The 15,229-nt window shown below is 70.4% G+C and carries 12 protein-coding genes; 4 read left to right on the top strand and 8 right to left on the bottom strand.

All coding sequences use genetic code 11. The annotated features are described in order from the left end of the window. The gene (locus DEIMA_RS11470) at window positions 1-2,301 is read left to right on the top strand and encodes an FTR1 family protein (RefSeq protein WP_013557427.1); all 2,301 of its coding nucleotides are present in this window, start codon (window positions 1-3) and stop codon (window positions 2,299-2,301) included. A gap of 241 nt (window positions 2,302-2,542) precedes the next feature. Beyond that, window positions 2,543-2,941 (top strand): hypothetical protein, encoded by a 399-nt coding sequence (locus DEIMA_RS11475; RefSeq protein WP_013557428.1) that lies wholly within the window; start codon window positions 2,543-2,545, stop codon window positions 2,939-2,941. Between the two features lie 61 nt (window positions 2,942-3,002). Here the strand turns inward: DEIMA_RS11475 and DEIMA_RS16980 are convergent, their stop codons facing one another. The 3 genes from DEIMA_RS16980 to dinB form a co-directional block, all read right to left on the bottom strand. After that, on the bottom strand, window positions 3,003-3,677 hold the full coding sequence (locus DEIMA_RS16980; protein ID WP_013557429.1) for a phospholipase A(2): 675 nt from the start codon (window positions 3,675-3,677) through the stop codon (window positions 3,003-3,005). Window positions 3,678-3,977: 300 nt separating this feature from the next. After that, a complete protein-coding gene (gene cpdB, locus DEIMA_RS11485; protein WP_169311961.1) occupies window positions 3,978-5,870 on the bottom strand; it encodes a 2',3'-cyclic-nucleotide 2'-phosphodiesterase in 1,893 nt (630 codons plus the stop codon). A 92-nt stretch (window positions 5,871-5,962) separates the two neighbouring features. Continuing rightward, window positions 5,963-7,057, bottom strand: a complete 1,095-nt coding sequence (dinB, locus tag DEIMA_RS11490; RefSeq protein ID WP_013557431.1) for a DNA polymerase IV — start codon at window positions 7,055-7,057, stop codon at window positions 5,963-5,965. 86 nt (window positions 7,058-7,143) lie between these two features. On the opposite strand from dinB, the gene DEIMA_RS11495 reads away from it, so the two are divergent. Beyond that, window positions 7,144-8,028: a hypothetical protein gene (locus DEIMA_RS11495; protein ID WP_013557432.1), complete on the top strand. Its 885-nt coding sequence runs from the start codon at window positions 7,144-7,146 to the stop codon at window positions 8,026-8,028. A gap of 53 nt (window positions 8,029-8,081) precedes the next feature. Here the strand turns inward: DEIMA_RS11495 and DEIMA_RS11500 are convergent, their stop codons facing one another. Continuing rightward, window positions 8,082-9,053 carry a helix-turn-helix transcriptional regulator gene (locus DEIMA_RS11500; RefSeq protein WP_013557433.1) on the bottom strand — a complete coding sequence of 324 codons (972 nt, stop codon included), beginning with the start codon at window positions 9,051-9,053 and terminating at the stop codon, window positions 8,082-8,084. 71 nt (window positions 9,054-9,124) lie between these two features. Here DEIMA_RS11500 and DEIMA_RS11505 point away from each other — a divergent pair, with 71 nt between their 5' ends. Beyond that, window positions 9,125-9,619, top strand: coding sequence for a DinB family protein (locus DEIMA_RS11505; protein ID WP_013557434.1), 495 nt, complete (start codon window positions 9,125-9,127; stop codon window positions 9,617-9,619). Window positions 9,620-9,678: 59 nt separating this feature from the next. Here the strand turns inward: DEIMA_RS11505 and DEIMA_RS11510 are convergent, their stop codons facing one another. The 4 genes from DEIMA_RS11510 to DEIMA_RS11525 all read right to left on the bottom strand — a co-directional run bounded on the left by DEIMA_RS11510 (window position 9,679) and on the right by DEIMA_RS11525 (window position 15,123). Next, window positions 9,679-11,016 carry an erythromycin esterase family protein gene (locus tag DEIMA_RS11510; RefSeq protein WP_013557435.1) on the bottom strand — a complete coding sequence of 446 codons (1,338 nt, stop codon included), beginning with the start codon at window positions 11,014-11,016 and terminating at the stop codon, window positions 9,679-9,681. Then, the gene (locus DEIMA_RS11515) at window positions 11,013-11,660 is read right to left on the bottom strand and encodes a phosphoribosyltransferase (protein WP_013557436.1); all 648 of its coding nucleotides are present in this window, start codon (window positions 11,658-11,660) and stop codon (window positions 11,013-11,015) included. Before DEIMA_RS11515 ends, DEIMA_RS11510 begins: the two co-directional genes overlap by 4 nt. 581 nt (window positions 11,661-12,241) lie before the next feature. Continuing rightward, complete coding sequence (locus DEIMA_RS11520) at window positions 12,242-13,759, bottom strand: histidine kinase N-terminal 7TM domain-containing diguanylate cyclase (RefSeq protein WP_013557437.1); 1,518 nt, start codon at window positions 13,757-13,759, stop codon at window positions 12,242-12,244. 170 nt (window positions 13,760-13,929) lie between these two features. Beyond that, window positions 13,930-15,123 (bottom strand): thiolase family protein, encoded by a 1,194-nt coding sequence (locus DEIMA_RS11525; protein ID WP_013557438.1) that lies wholly within the window; start codon window positions 15,121-15,123, stop codon window positions 13,930-13,932. Window positions 15,124-15,229 lie beyond the last annotated feature (106 nt).

The raw sequence follows: 15,229 nt of genomic DNA on the forward strand, positions 1-15,229 counted from the left end.
ATGCGCGCCCGCTCCCTCCTGCTCGCGCTGATCGGCGCCGCGGCCCTGAGCGGCGCGCGCGCCGCCGACCTCGCCACGCCCGCCGAAACCATGCGCGCGCGCCTCGCCGAGGCGGAACTGGAACTCACCTTCGACTCGGCGAACGCCGCCCGCCTCGTCAAGGAGGCGCAGACGGCGTTCCGCGCCGTGCAGGGCACCTGGACGCGTGCAGACGCGCGCGCCACCGCCGACGTGCAGGCCGCGCTGCGGACCGCCGCGCAGGCCGCCGCCCGCGCGGACGGCCCGGCCCTCGCGAGCGCCAACGCGCGCGCGTGGACGGCCCTGCTGCGCGGCGCGAACGTCGGCCTGGAATCCAGCATCACGGCCGGGCAGGCCAGCGCCGCCCGTGACTGGCTGGCCGTGCGGGAATTCCGCGTGGCCAGCCCCCTCACCCGCCTGAACGCGGACGCCACCACCGCCGTCGAGGACCTCGCGGCGGGTCGCACCACCCCGCAGGCAGCGCTGAGCGCCGTGCGCGCCGACGTGCTCGACAGCTACCAGGCCCGCTTCGCGGACGCGCTGCGTGAACTGCAGGCGTCCGACGCGCGCGGGTTCCGCACGCTCGCCGCCGGACAGAAAGCGCTCGCGCAGGGGTACTTCGCGCTGCTCGCGCCCGCCTTCACGCAGCAGCGCGGCGCCGATCAGGCCGCCGCCGTCGAGCGCGACCTCGCGGCGCTGCCCGGGTCGCTCACGCGCGTGCAGACGGAACTTGAAGGGTTCCGCGCCGCGCCGCTGGGGGAACGCGAGGTGCAGGCGCGCGCGTCGCAGGTGACGCGCTTCCTGGCGCTCGTGCCGGTGGAGTACGCGCGCGGCGTGGTCGTCACGAACGGCCGCGCGCACGTCACACAGGACGTCGAGGTGAACGAGGGCCGCACGTTCCTGAGCGGCGCCACCAGCGCCCTCGCGGACCTCGCGCCGCTGCTGCCGGACCGCGCCGCCGCGCGCGACCTGACGGGCGCGTTCGCAGCGCTCGGGCGGACGCTCGCACCGCAGGCGCTGCGCACCCAGACGCCCACGCCCGACGAACTCCGGACGCGCGTGGACGCCCTCCTGAAGCAGGTGAACGCTGCCTTCCCCGCCGCGTGGCAGAAACGCGACGCGGGCGCGGACCTCGACATCGTCCGTACGCAGCTTGACGCTGTCGTCGCGGCCGCACAGGCGGGCGAGTGGGCAAGCGCCGAAACGGCCCGCCTGGACGCGTACGCGCTGCTGGAAAGCGGCACGGAAGCGCGCATCGCCGTGTTCAACCCGGAGCTCAAGACGCGCCTGGAGGACCTGCTGTGGAACGGGCAGCGCCCGCGCGGCTTCGCGCTGCTGATCCGCGAGCACGCGAGCGCCGCGGCGTTCCGCGCCACCCGCGCGGAGCTGCAGGCGGCCCTGCAGGACACCGCGAAGGTGCTCGGCACCGAGGTGGCGCCCGCCGCGGTCGCCACGAACGCCGGCATCATCGTGTTCCGCGAGGGCCTGGAAGCCGTGCTGATTCTCGCGGCGCTGATGGGCAGCCTGCGCCGCAAGGAGGTCGTGCACCTGCGCCGCCCCATGTGGCTGGGCGCGGCGGGCGCGTTCCTGGCGACGGCCGCGACGTGGTTCGTGATGCAGGGGGCCCTGTCGCTGCTGGGGCGGTACGGCGAGAAGCTTGAAGCGGTCGTGAGCATCATCGCGATTGGCGTGCTGCTGCTGATCATGAACTGGTTCTTCCATCAGGTGTACTGGACGGACCGCATGGCGGCGTTCCAGAAGCACAAGCATGAGCTGACGCACGGGGCGCGCGGCGCCATGCGCGCGCAGTGGGTGGGCCTGGCGGTGCTGGGGTTCACGTCCATTTACCGTGAGGGGTTCGAGACGGTGCTGTTCCTGCAGTCGCTGGTGCTGCAGGCGGGCGCGGCGTCGGTGCTGAGCGGCACGGCGCTGGGCCTCGCGGCGGTGGTTGGCGTCGGGTTGCTGGTGTTCCGCTGGCAGGCGCGCCTGCCCATGAAGAAGCTGCTGGTCTGGACGGGCGCGCTGATCTGCGCGGTGCTGGGCGTCATGGTGGGCAACACCGTGCACACGCTGCAGCTGGTCGGTTGGATGACCGTGCACCCGCTACCGTTCGCGCTGCCGGGCTGGCTGGGCCTGTGGCTCGGGCTGCACGCCACGTGGGAAGGCATCGTGCTGCAGGTCCTGTCGGTGATCGCGGTGATCGGGAGCTTCTTCGCCGCCGAGGCGCTCAAGGAGCGCGAGTTGCGCGCGCGCCGCGCCGGGCAGGTCGAAACGGCCAAGTAACCCCTGGCCAAGCCGCGTGGGCCTCACCGTCGGGTGAGGCCCACGCGGCTTGAGGGGGAGCGCTCCCTGAGTTCAGGGGCTTCGGAGCCGGCGCGCCCGCGCATCAGCAGGGTCCGCTGTTGACGCGGACGCTCCAACACGCTGCGCGTTGGGCGCTCAAGCTCTAAGCTGAGGGCATGATGTCGTTTACGCGTCCTGTTTCCGTTGTCCCCCTGGCCCTGACGTTCGCGGCGGTGCGCGCGTGACCCGCCCGAACGCCGGGGAGCAGCTGCGCAGCACCGCGAGTGGCCGGTACGTGATTCCCGGCTGGACGCAGGTGGGCGGCGAGAAGCCCGACGCGATCGAGGTGCAGTTCGACGTGGCCGACGCGGACCTGGCGCGCGAGAGCGGCCTGATGCTGGTGGAGTACTGGGCGACGCCCGAGGAGATCACGCTGCAGACCATCGTGCCGTTCCGCGCGTTCCGCGAAACGAAGGACGGCTGGTGCGTGTTCGTCCCGGCGGTCGGGAAGCTGATCGTGCGCGTCATGGACCCGCAGCCGACGCCGCCGGTGCTGGCGACGCACTGGCTGAACCTCGACCCGAACACGCAGCCGGGCACGACGGTGAACATCAACATTCACTTCAACCCGCGCGCGTAAGCCGGGCGCAGCAGAGAGGAGGCCCGTCCGTGGACGGGCCTCCTCTCTGCTGCGGTGAGGTTCAGTTGTAGAAGGAGCCGCGGCCGCCGTGGCGGACAGCCGCCCAGAAGATCTCCGCGTCGGCGTAGCAGCCGGGGCGCAGCAGGATGTTGCGTTTGCTGCAGATCGTGCGCATGTGCTCCTTGAACTGCCCGTCGACCCAGCCGCGGTGGTTTTCGTTCATGAGGTTGGGGTACGCGCGGGCGTTGCGGTAGCCGAAGTCGTGCTGCACGCAGGCGGGGTGGAAGACGATGTACTTGGAGGCGGCGTCGGGCAGGCCGGGGATGCTGCAGCCGTCGTTCCCCCAGTTGAAGCGCGGGAAGGTGCGTTTGTTGTAGGCCAGGTTGCCGGTGAAGTTGTTGTCGGCGGCGATGTCGGTGTAGATGCGCTGGGCGTACGCGGCCTGCGCGGAGATGACTTCGTTGGTGGGCGCGGCAAGGGGGTGCGCGAGGTCATCTTCGATCTGGCCGATGAGTTTCTGGAGGTCGACGGGGTTGCCGTCGCTGTCGACCGGGGCGGGCATTTCGCCGCGGCTGACCTGCACCTGAAGCTGCTTGAAGGCGTTCAGGTCGTTCTGGATGGTGCTGGTGGCGCTGGTGGGGGCGGGGTCGGCGGCGGTGGGGGTGCTGGCGGTCTGGTTGCAGGAGGCGAGGACGAGGGTGCCGAGAAGCAGGCCGAACAGTGGGGCGTTACGCATCAGAGACTCCTGTGTAAGAAGAATGAGTTCCGGGTGGGTGGTGGGCGGCGTGGCACGCGAAGCGTCCGCGCGTGGGGCGGGCGGCGCGTGCGCATGCAACACGTTCCGACCTGCTCAGAGCGTACGCGGCGGCGCGTTTCGGCTGTACTGCCGAAAGATAGTTCCGTTGCTTAAGGGGTCTTCATGAATCTCAGAGGACCGGCATGACACCCGCCCGGTACCTGCATATCCAGCCGCGCGGCGGCGCGCACGTGGCAAGCAAAAACCCCCGCCAAAGCGGGGGTACGGGGCCTGCGGGGCTTACCAGCTGAGCTGGTACTCGGCGAAGCCGTCCTCGCGGGTGTTGAGGTACTTCGCGCCGCTCGGCAGGGTCTTCTGCGCGGTGGGGCTGCTGAAGTACGTGACGGTCGCACCCGGGATCGGCGTGAGCTTCCAGTTGTTGTCGGCCGTGGGGTTCACGGTCTTCTGGTCCTGGAAGTACTTGATGATCGCCTGGCGGGTTTCGTCGGGCGCCTGCAGGATGATGTTCTTGCCGGTCAGGCCGGGGAAGCTGCCGCCGCCCGAGGCGCGGTAGTTGTTGGTGGCGACGACGAACTGTGCGTTCGGGTCGATGGGCTTGCCGCCGAACATCAGGTTCTTGATGCGGTTGGCGCCCGCGTTCACGACCTTGCCGCTGCCGTCGTACTTGCTGGGCTGCGTGACATCGATCTCGTACGTGACGCCGTCGATGATGTCGAAGTTGTAGGTCGGGAAGCTGTTGTCCACCAGTTCCTGCGGGTTCTTGTTGTTCGGGTCGATCTGCTTGAACTGCCCGGCGGCGCGTTCCAGCCATTCCTTGACCTGCGCGCCGTTCACGAGGACGGCCTGCACGGTGTTCGGGTACACGTACAGGTCCGCGACGTTCTTGATGGCGAGCGTGCCGGCGGGGATGTCCGTGTAGTAGCTGGCGCCGGAGCGGCCCCCGGCCTTGAAGGGCGCGGCGGCGCTCAGCACGGGGAGTTTCTCGTACTGGGTGCCTTTGAGGGCGTTCTTGACGTACGCGATCTGCGCGTTGCTGACGAGCTGCACGCTGGGGTCGTCCTGCGTCAAGGACCAGTAGCTGTTGATGGGCGCGCTGAGGTCCGCGACCTTGCCGCGCACGTACGCGAGGGTGCCTTCGTGCGCGGCCTTGACGGCCTGCGCGATGCGCGGGTCGGGCGTCACGAGGTTCTTCTTGGCGGTTTTGTCCCAGATGGGGCGCAGGCTGCTGGTGCCGTCGACGATCTTCCAGCCCTGGCCGTTGCGTTCGAGTTTCAGGTCGATGATGCCGAGGTCGTTGCCCCAGAAGCCGGCCATGACGACGGGTTTGCCGTTGATGGTGCCTTTGGTGATGTCGGCGCCGGGGATGCTCTTGTACACGGGCCCAGGGAATTCCTGGTGGCTGTGGCCGCTGAGGACCACGTCGACGCCGGGCACCTTGGTGAGTTCGGTGGCGGCGTTCTCCTGGCCGGGGGTGTAGTCGGCGTTGATGCCGCTGTGCGCGATGGCGACGATGATGTCGGCGCCCTGGGCCTTCATTTCGGGGATGAACTTGCGGGCGGTTTCGACGATGTCGCGGGTGGTGACCTTGCCGTCGAGGTTGGCCTTGTCCCACTGCATGATCTGCGGGGGCAGGAAGCCGATGACGCCGACGTTCACGACGTACGGACGGCCGGTGGTGTCGTACACGACCTTGCGCTGGATCAGGTACGGCGTGAAGGCGTTCTTGTCGTTGTTGGGGTTGGCGTCGCCGTCGTCGACGTAGACGTTGGCGCTGACGTACGGCATGGGCGCGGCGCCGAGGACCTGCTGCAGGAACGGCAGGCCGTAGTTGAACTCGTGGTTGCCGAGGTTGCCGGCGTCGTACTTGAGGACGCTCATGGCGGCGTGCATGGGGTGTTCCTGGCCGAGTTTGAGCGGGTTGACGCGCGCGACGTAGTCGCCGAGGGGGTTGCCCTGGATCAGGTCGCCGTTGTCGAACAGCAGGGTGTTGCGTTTCTGGTCGCGGGCCTGCTTGATGAGCGTGGCGGTGTATTCGAGGCCGAATTCACCGGTGGGTTTGTCCTGGTAGTAGTCGTACCCGAGCGCGCTGGTGTGCAGGTCGGTGGTTTCCATGATGCGCAGTTCAACGGTCTGGGCCTGCGCGACGCCCGCCAGCGCGAGCGCCAGCGTCATCGTTTTGATGATTTTCACAAAACTCGTTATACCGCGTCCATGAGGAAGGTACATCATCGACTTGTCATGCAGGCACGTTTTCACGAAAAAATCTAACGTTCGTTAGGTGTGGTGGGCAGTAGGTCTGTGAACAGCGGCACCTGCGCGAACTGCCCCTGCGGCGACAGGCCGGCTCCCGTAATACCCACGAGACGCACCCCGCGCCCCCCCAGCATTTCGGGCATCAACAACCGGGCGGCCACCCGCGTCAGGTCCGCCGCCGCACGCACCGGCACCGGCAGCGTCGCGCGGCGCGTCACGGTCGTGAAATCCGCGAACTTCAGCTTCAGCACGACCACGCGCGTCTCCACGCCCGCCCGCTCCAGCCGCCGCTCCACCGCGTCCGCCAGGGCCGGCAGCGCCGCGCGCACCGCCGGCACGCCATGCAGGTCGTGCGGGAACGTCTCCTCCGCGCCGATACTCTTGTGCGGGCGGTCCGCCTCGACCGGCCGGTCATCCACCCCCCGCACCACGCGGTACAGGTGCGCGCCCAGCCGCCCGAACAGCCCGGTCAGTTCCGCTTCCGTGAGGCGCCGCAGGTCGCCGCCCGTCCGGACCCCCGCCTCCGCGAGCCGCCGCGCCGTGGCCGGCCCCACGCCGTGCAGCGCCCTCACGTCCAGTGTGGCGAGCAGCGCCTCGGCCTGGGCGAGCAGCAGCACCGTCAACGCGTCCGGTTTTTGTAGACCGCTCGCGAGCTTCGCGAGGAACTTGTTCACGCTCACGCCCGCGGTGGCCGTGAGACCGGTGGCCGCGCGAATGTCCGCGCGGATGGCCGCCGCGATCCGCGTGGCGCTCGGCCCGCCCGCCTTCGCCGCGGTCACGTCGAGGTACGCCTCGTCGAGCGACAGGGGCTCCACGACGTCCGTGTACGTGCGGAACACCTCCTGCACCTGCACGCTCACCTCCCGGTACGCGTCGAAGCGGGGCGGGACGACCACGAGGTCGCGGCAGCGCGCGAGCGCGTGATGCAGCGGCATGGCGCTGCGCACGCCATACGGCCGCGCCTCGTAACTGGCGGTCAGGACGACGCTGCGGTTCCCACCCCACGCCACCGCGACCGGACGGCCACGCAGACGCGGATCGTCGCGGACCTCCACGCTGGCGTAGAAGGCGTCCATGTCCACGTGGATGATCTTGCGCGTCTCCATTCGCCGAGCCCTGAATCCAGCATACGCGCTCCGCTCAGGGCAAAACCGTTCCCCGCAGCGTGCAGCATGCTCTAAAGTGCCCTGTTATGCGCCGCGCCGCCCTCCTGCTCACCAGTGCCCTCGCCGCCTGCGCGCCCGTGAACCTCACCCCGGGGGCTGCGCCCACGTACGCCGGGCCCCTCACGCCCCGGCCGCCCGGCACGCCGGACGTCCTGATCCTCGGCGTGAGTGGCCACTGCTCCGTACCCTGCGACCCCGCCGGCAACTGGGACTACCTCACGCCGCGCGGCACGCTCGCGGCGCTCGCGGACACCCTGCGCGCCCAGGGCCTCCAGGTGGAGACGCGCGGGTACAGCGCCCGCCTCGTGGACCACAGCAGCCCGTACGCGCCCAGCGTGCAGCGCGGCTTCCTGAGTCTCGAACGCGACCTGCTCGACGCGAACCGCGACCTCGTGTGGGGCCGCCGCAACCCCACCCGCATCGTGCTGGTGGCGCACTCCCACGGCAGCACCTGGACGCACCAGCTCACGCGCCTGCACCCGGAAGTGCCCGTCCGCCTGATGATCGACCTCGACAGCATCTGCCTCGCGTGGCAGACCGACAACATGAACGACTTCCGCACCCTCAGCGCCGACGCGCGCGCCGCGTGGAGCACCGATCCGGCGTTCGGCTGCTCGTACGCGCGCCTCGGGAACCGCACGTACCGCGTCAAGGACCTCGTGTGGCCGAACGTCCGCTACAACCTTGAGGTGCAGAGCAAACGCCTCCCCCACGCGCCCGACGGCAGCCCGCACGCCCGCGCTGTCAACGTCCTGTTCGAGAGCACCCCGAACGTCCGCACGGACGGCACGCACAGCGGCCTACGCACGTACGTCAGCCCCATCGACGACCACAGCGCCGTCGCGTACCCGAACAGCGACGCCGGTCGCTGGCTCGCCGCGCAGCTGCCCACCCTCGACTGGACCCCCTGACCGGACCGCCCGGATCGTCCCAGACGCCCACGGCCCGCTTCCACGCCCGGACCTCAAGCCTGAGGATGGGGGGCGTCCGGCGCGCTCGCCTGCACGCACCGTCCGGCGAGCCGCCCGAACACCGCGCGCAGCTCCGGCGGGTCGTCCACGCGGAAATCGCAGCCGAGGCCCAACAGGAACCCCGCGAAGGCGTCCAGGCGGTCGCGCCACGTGCGCAGGCGCGTCCCGCCCGCTTCGGGCGTCAGCGTGGTGTTCCACAGGGACACGCGCCCCGCGAGGTGCTCAGGGGCGCACGCCATCCACACGCTCACGTGGAACGCCGCAGGGGCGTCCGGCAGGGTGCGGCGCAGGTACGCGAGCGCGTCGAACCCCTCGGGCGGGCTGAACGGGGCGTCCAGCACACGCAGGTGCGTCATGCGGTCCAGGCGGAACGACCGCAGCGCCCCGCGCAGGTGGCAGTGCCCCACCGCGTACCAGCGGCCGTCCAGGTGCACGACGCGGTAGACGTCCACGCACCGCTGCGTGTCGTCCGCCACGCGCGAGCGGTACGCGAACTGCACCGTCCGCGCAGTCCGGACGCCGTCCAGCAGCGCCGTGAGGAGTTGCGCGTCCGTCGTGATCACCCAGGGGGAGGCGTCCAGCTGCACGAGGTCCTCCAGGGCCAGCACGGCGTCCCGCAGCGGCTGCGGCAGGGAGCGGCTGAGTTTCGCGCTCGCCGCTTCCGCTGCCGGAGCGAGCGCCGACAGGCCCAGCAGGTGCAGGGCCATCAGGCCCAGCACGAGGCTCAGGGCCTCCTCGCCCGTGAACATCAGCGGCGGCAGGCGGAACCCGGGACGCAGGCGGTACGCGCCGCCCACGCCACGGCGGCCCTCCACGGGAATGCCGAGGTCCTGGAGGCGCGCCACGTACCGCTGCACGGTGCGCGGACTGACCTCCAGGCGCCGCGCGAGTTCCGCGCCGGTCACGCACTCGCGGGCCTGCAGGAGTTCCAGCACCGTCAGTACCCGCATGGAAGGGTCGTACATGATGAAATCATGCGCTCAAAAGGCGTCAGGTGTTGACGGGAATGCCGCCTACGCTGCGGGTGGAGGTCACCATGAACCAACAAGGCATCCTCAGCCCCGAGACGTTCCTCTCCCACTGGCAGGGCCACCGGCACCTCACCCGCCGCGTCATTGAGGCGTTCCCGGAAGCGCAGCTGTTCACGTTCACGGCCGCGCCGCCCATGCGGACCTTCGGGGAGCTCGCGTGGGAGTGCTACGGCGTCGCGGCGTACACCCTGAGCGGCCTCGTCACCGACGAGTGGCCCGCCCCTGACCTGAACGGCCCGAGCCCGCAGGACAAGCGCGCGCTGCTGGCCGCGTGGGACGCCCTCACGGCCCGCCTGGACGCGGAACTGCTGACCGTGCCGCCCAGCCGCTACGACGAGATGAAGGTGATGTTCTGGGGCACCATGACCGCGTTCACGGCCGCGATCTACGCCGTGGACAACGAAATCCACCACCGCGCTCAGGGGTACGTGTACCTGCGCGCCCTCGGGATCGAGCCGCCGCCGTTCTACGAACGCGGGCAGGTGCCCGTGTCCGCCTGACGCCGCAGCTCACGCGCCGCCCCGGATCCGGGGCGGCGCGTGAGCGTTCAGGGCCAGCGCTACAGCCCGGCGGGGTAGGTGTCGGGCAGCTCGTCGGCATCCTCGGCGCCGCTCGTACGGTCCAGGGGGACCAGCGCGCTCGTCTCGTCGAAGTACAGCAGCGCGTCGTACTCCTCGGCCACGCGCGTGTGCACGTAATGACTCTGCCGCTCGGTGTCCGGGCGGTAGATCACGCCGATGAACCGCTGCAGCCGCTCCGCGTGAAGCGCGTCCGCGAGGGCGCCCGACGCGCGCAGGTCCAGCCAGAAGTTCGGCTCCGCACGCTCCCCCGCGGCGGCGTGCAGCAGCGCCTCCACGCTGCCGGGCAGGCCCGGACGGACGCGCTTGCGGCGTCCCGGCGCGTCCCAGGTGTCCGCGGCGAGCACGTCACCGCTGTGCGTGCTGAGGCCCAGCAGGAACGTCTCACGCGGCCAGCGTTCCCGGACGAGCTGCCCCACGTTCAACTCCCCGTACCGCCACCCCATCTCTGTCGCGCGCGCGTCCCCGAGGTGTGAGTTGTGCGCCCACACCACGAACCTCGGCGTGCGCCCCCCGTCCTCCTGATGCCGCGCGAGCGCCGCGATGGTGTCCGTCATGTGCGTGTCGCGCAGGTTCCAGGATTCATCGCGGCCGCGGAACATCGAGCGGTAGTACCGCTCCGCGTTCAGGGCGAGGCGCGCGTTCTGCTCCGCGTAGAAGTGCTCATCCTCCTCCAGCACGCTCCCGCCGTCCGGGTCGAGTCGGCTGACCTCCAGGAACTGCTGCACGGCGGCGTCCTCGCACGGCTCACCAATGCCGTACGCGGCGGACATGCCGTACGTCTGCGGGTCCTCACCGTACGGCTCGAAACACGCGTACCGCCCGCGCGCGCGCCGCGCCGCCTCCGGGTCCACGCCCTCCAGGTACTCGATCACGGCGTGCATGCTGCGGTGCATGCTGTAGAGGTCCATGCCGTAGAAGCCGACGCGCGCGCCCGAGCGGGTGTTGTGCCCTCGCAGCCACTCCGCGAAGTGCTGGACGTCCTCATTGCGCCACATCCATTTCGGGAAGCGCGTGAAATCCCCCAGCGCGTCCAGGGCGCTGGCGTCGTCGCCTTCCCCGAGGACGTAGCGGTTCACGCGGTACGCGTCGGGCCAGTCGGCCTCCACGATCACGGCCGTGAAGCCGCGCTCCTCGATCAGACGGCGCGTGAGTCGCGCGCGCTCGCGGTAGAAGTCGTGCGTGCCGTGGCTCGCCTCGCCGATCAGCACGAACCGCGCGTCGCCGATACGGTCCAGCAGCGCGTCGTAATCGCCGGACGCGCCCGTGACCGGTTGAAGTTCCCCCGCGATGATCGTGGTCAGCTGCTCATCGTTCATGCCCTCTCCCCCTTCCGGGCGCGCGCCAGCAGGGCGCGCACCTCATCGTCCGTCGTCTGCCGGAACTCCGCGTACGCCTGCCCGACCGCCACGAACGGATCGGGCATCAGGACGCACACAACGTCGTCCGCGTCGTCCCGCAGGGCCTCCACGGTGTCGGTGGCGCCCACGGGCACGGCCACGATGACGCGCGCGGGCTGCTGCGGGCGCACCGCGCGCACGGCGGCGCGCATGGTGGCGCCCGTGGCGAGCCCGTCATCGACGAGCAGCACTGTGCGGCCCTGCGTCGGCACGGGCGGAAGCCCCTCGCGGTACACCCGCTCGCGCCGCGCCAGCTCCGCCGTTTCCCGCGCCTCCACGCCCGCGAGGTCCGGTACGGTCAGCCCGAAGTACCGCAGGACGTGGTCGTTCCAGACGCGCACGCCGCCGGACGCCACGGCGCCCGCCGCGACCTCCTCATGACCGGGCACCCCCAGCTTCCGCACGACGAACACGTCCAGTGGCGCGCGCAGGACTTCCGCCACCTCGAACGCGACCGGCACGCCGCCGCGCGGCAACGCGAGCACGACCGCACCGCTCAGCGCGTCCTGCCCGGCGAGCAGCGCCGCCAGGTGCCGTCCCGCTTCCTGCCGATTCTGAAACACGCCCTCACGGTACGCACCGCGCGTGTGCGCGGCCCTGCGGTCAACTTAAGGCCGGGTTGGGATTATTGGCCCGGGCACTCCAGAGGCATGAAGGTGTTCTTCGTGTACGCCCCACCGAGCATCACGTGCCCGCATCAGCGCGGCAGCAAGGTAGGAGCGTCGGCCGGGCGTGCGGAGATGGCCGGCAGCTCGGGCTGAAGGGCCTCACGTTCTTGACGTTGGGGATGTCCGTCTCGGCCTCGTTGGGGCGAGCAGGCAGCGGCAGCGAACGGCCCACGCTCTGCCTGCGCAGGCGGGTGCCGCACCAAGGCGGGCAGGGCGTGCCCGCCTTGGGAGGGTGAGGCTCGACCGGCCAAGGTGCAGGTTTCTGGGGAGTTCACCACGTACCTGTCTCCAAGCGCCCTTCTGTCAGGGGCCAGGCCGCCCAGGCGCGCAGCCGTTCGCGGGGCAGGAGCGGGCCAGAGAAGCCACGTTCCGCTCAGTCAGTGCGCAGCAGGCGGACGTGCAGAGGAGACGCCTACGCCTCTTCGGACGGCCCGTTCAGCAAGGACGCACGCGCGACGGCCACGATGAACGGCCCTTCAGGTGAGGCGATCCGCGGTGGTCCGGCGGGCGCGGCGGGCGGATTTGTCCTCGTACATGCGGGCGTCCGCGCGGTCCACCAGCGTGTCACCGTGCCCGTCGTGCGGGAAGTACGCCACGCCGGTGCTGGCGTCCACGTCCGGGAAGCCCTGCGCGCGCACCAGCGTCACGAGTTGCACGACGCGTTCCCACACCGCCGGCTGACCGTCCAGGGCAGCGTGCGCCAGCAGCACCGCGAATTCGTCGCCGCCGAGGCGGTAGGCGCGGTCCTCCGGGCGGAACACGGTCGGCAGGGCCCGTCCGAAGGCCGCGATGAGGGCGTCGCCGTACGCGTGGCCCTGCCGGTCGTTCACGGCCTTGAGGCCGTCGAGGTCGATCATGACGACGCCCATGCTGAGATTGTGCCGGGTGGCGCGCGCCGTTTCGCGCGCCAGGTCCGTCTGGAAGGCGCGGCGGTTCCCGAGGCCGGTCAGGGCGTCTTCGTTCGCGAGGCGCTGCACGCGCGCGTGTTCCTGTACGCGCGTCGTCACGTCGCGCGCGACGACGGTCTGACCGAGGGCCGTGCCGTGCCGGTCCCGCACGGTGGACTGCTGCACCTCCCATACCTGCTCGCCGTGCCGCCACTCCACGGCCAGCTGGTGTTCGTGCAGGTCGGGCCAGCCGGGGAACAGCGCCTGCAGCTGGTGGCCCTGCAGTGCGCGCGGGGTGGCGCCGGCGAGGGCGACGGCGCGGCTGTTGGCTTCCACGATGCGGCGGCGCGCGTCGAGCACGAAGACGGCGTCCGGGAGGTGCTCGACCACCTGGCGGTGCGCGAGCGGCGCGACCCGCAGGAGGCCGTAGCGGGCCATGCCCCACGCGACCGGCGCGAGGCTCAGCGCGAACCCCACCGGCGTGGGGTTGATGCCGGGCAGCACAGGCACGCCCAGGAGGTACAGGGTGTTCGTGACGCTCGGGACGATCACGGCGAGGAGCAGCAGCGTGATTTGCGCGCGTTCCGCACCGCGCGCGGAACGCCATGCGGGCACGAGGCGCACCGCGCCCCAGAGCAGCAGCGCGTTGGCGTACAGCACCACGCCGAGCCAGTACCCGGCAGTGCGGTGCACGGTGGTCCAGTCGGGCGTGGGGGTGGCGTAATCCCAGATAAGCCGGTGCGCGCCGTTCGTCCAGATGAGCAGCAGTGTCACGACCGGCACGGCCAGCAGCGCCGCCACGCGGCGGAACGGCATGGGTTCCGGGTGCGGGCGGAGGTAGCGCTCCACCACGGCCAGCCACGCGGCCGGCATGGTGAGGATGCCCAGGAACTGCACCTGCCCCCAGAACCATTTGAGTTCCAGGGTGGCGGCAAAGTTCATGATGATGGCGCCGATCAGCCAGACGCTGTTGCCGAGCAGCAGCGCGAGGAACGCCCGGTGGGTGGGCTGGCGGGCGTGCTGCATGACGTTCCCGATCATCAGGAACGTGACCACCTGTGCGAGCACCAGGGGCATCACCATGGGGGTAAGGGCGTAGTCGGGCATCTTGGCAACGTGAGCGACCCGGAACGTGAGTCGATCTTGAGGTGCCCTTAAGGTACTGAAGGTCTGCTTTCAAAAGCCTGACGTTCGCCGCCGTGACGCGCCACGCGCTCACCCGACCGGCCAGACGGAGCGGGCGGCCCTCAGGGAGGGCCGCCCGCTCCGCTGCTGGCTTAGTCCGCCGCTTGATCTTGCGGGAACACTTCGATGACGCCCGCAGCGCCCATGCCGCCGCCGATGCACATCGTCACGACGCCCTTACCGCCGCCACGGCGGCGCAGTTCGTGAATGATGGTCGCGGTGAGTTTCGCGCCGCTGCAGCCGAGCGGGTGCCCGAGCGCAATCGCGCCGCCGTTCACGTTGACCTTCTCCTGGTCCAGGCCGAGTTCGCGGATGACCGCGAGGCTCTGCGCGGCGAACGCCTCGTTCAGCTCGAACAGGTCGATGTCCTCGATGCTCAGGCCCGTCTGCTTGAGGACTTTCGGGACGGCGTTCACGGGGCCGATGCCCATGAGTTCCGGCTCGACGCCCGCCACAGCGAAGCCCACGAAGCGCGCGATGGGCTTGAGGCCCAGCTCGTCGGCCTTCTCGCGGCTCATCAGGAGCACGGCGGCGGCGCCGTCGCTGAACGGGCTGGCGTTCGCGGCGGTGACCGTGCCGTTCGCTTTGAACGCCGGCTTGACCTTCGCCATGCCTTCCATGCTGGCGTCGCGGCGGATCAGTTCGTCCTGCTCGAAGTTGATGGTGTCACTGACGACCTTCGTGCCCTTGAACTTGTCGACGCGCACCGGCACGGGCACGATTTCGTCCAGGAACTTCCCGGCGTCCTGCGCGGCTGCGGCACGCTGGTGGCTCTGCAGCGCGAACTTGTCCTGGTCTTCCTTGCTGACGCCGTACTTCGCGGCGACGTTCTCGGCGGTGAGGCCCATGCCGATGTACGCGCCGGGGCGGGAGTCCATCAGGGTGGGGTTCGGGCTGGGGTTGTGGCCGCTCATCGGGAGCATGCTCATGCTCTCGACGCCGCCGGCGAGCATCACGTCGGACTGCCCGGCCTGGATGGCGGCGGCGGCCATGGCGACGGTCTGCAGGCCGCTGCTGCAGAAGCGGTTCACGGTGACGCCGCCGACCGTGTCGGGGAAGCCGGCGCGCAGCGCGGCGAGGCGGGCGATGTTCAGGCCCTGTTCCGCTTCGGGGATGGCGCAGCCGAGGTACACGTCCTCGACGAGGTCGGCGCTGATGCCGGCGCGGTCCACGGCGGCTTTGAGGGCGAGGGCGGCGAGGTCGTCGGGGCGGGTGTTGGCGAGGGTGCCTTTCACGCCGCGTCCGACGGGCGTGCGAACAGCAGTGACAATTACGGCTTCACGCATGAAGGGGGTACTCCTTGGGGGTGCGCGCCCCGCGTGCGGGGCTCTCCTGTATTGGAGTGCATTTCGGGGCGCGGCACAGGAAGGTGAGGCTCAAACGGGCGGTTCG

Source organism: Deinococcus maricopensis DSM 21211 (genome assembly GCF_000186385.1).
Lineage (GTDB): Bacteria > Deinococcota > Deinococci > Deinococcales > Deinococcaceae > Deinococcus_B > Deinococcus_B maricopensis.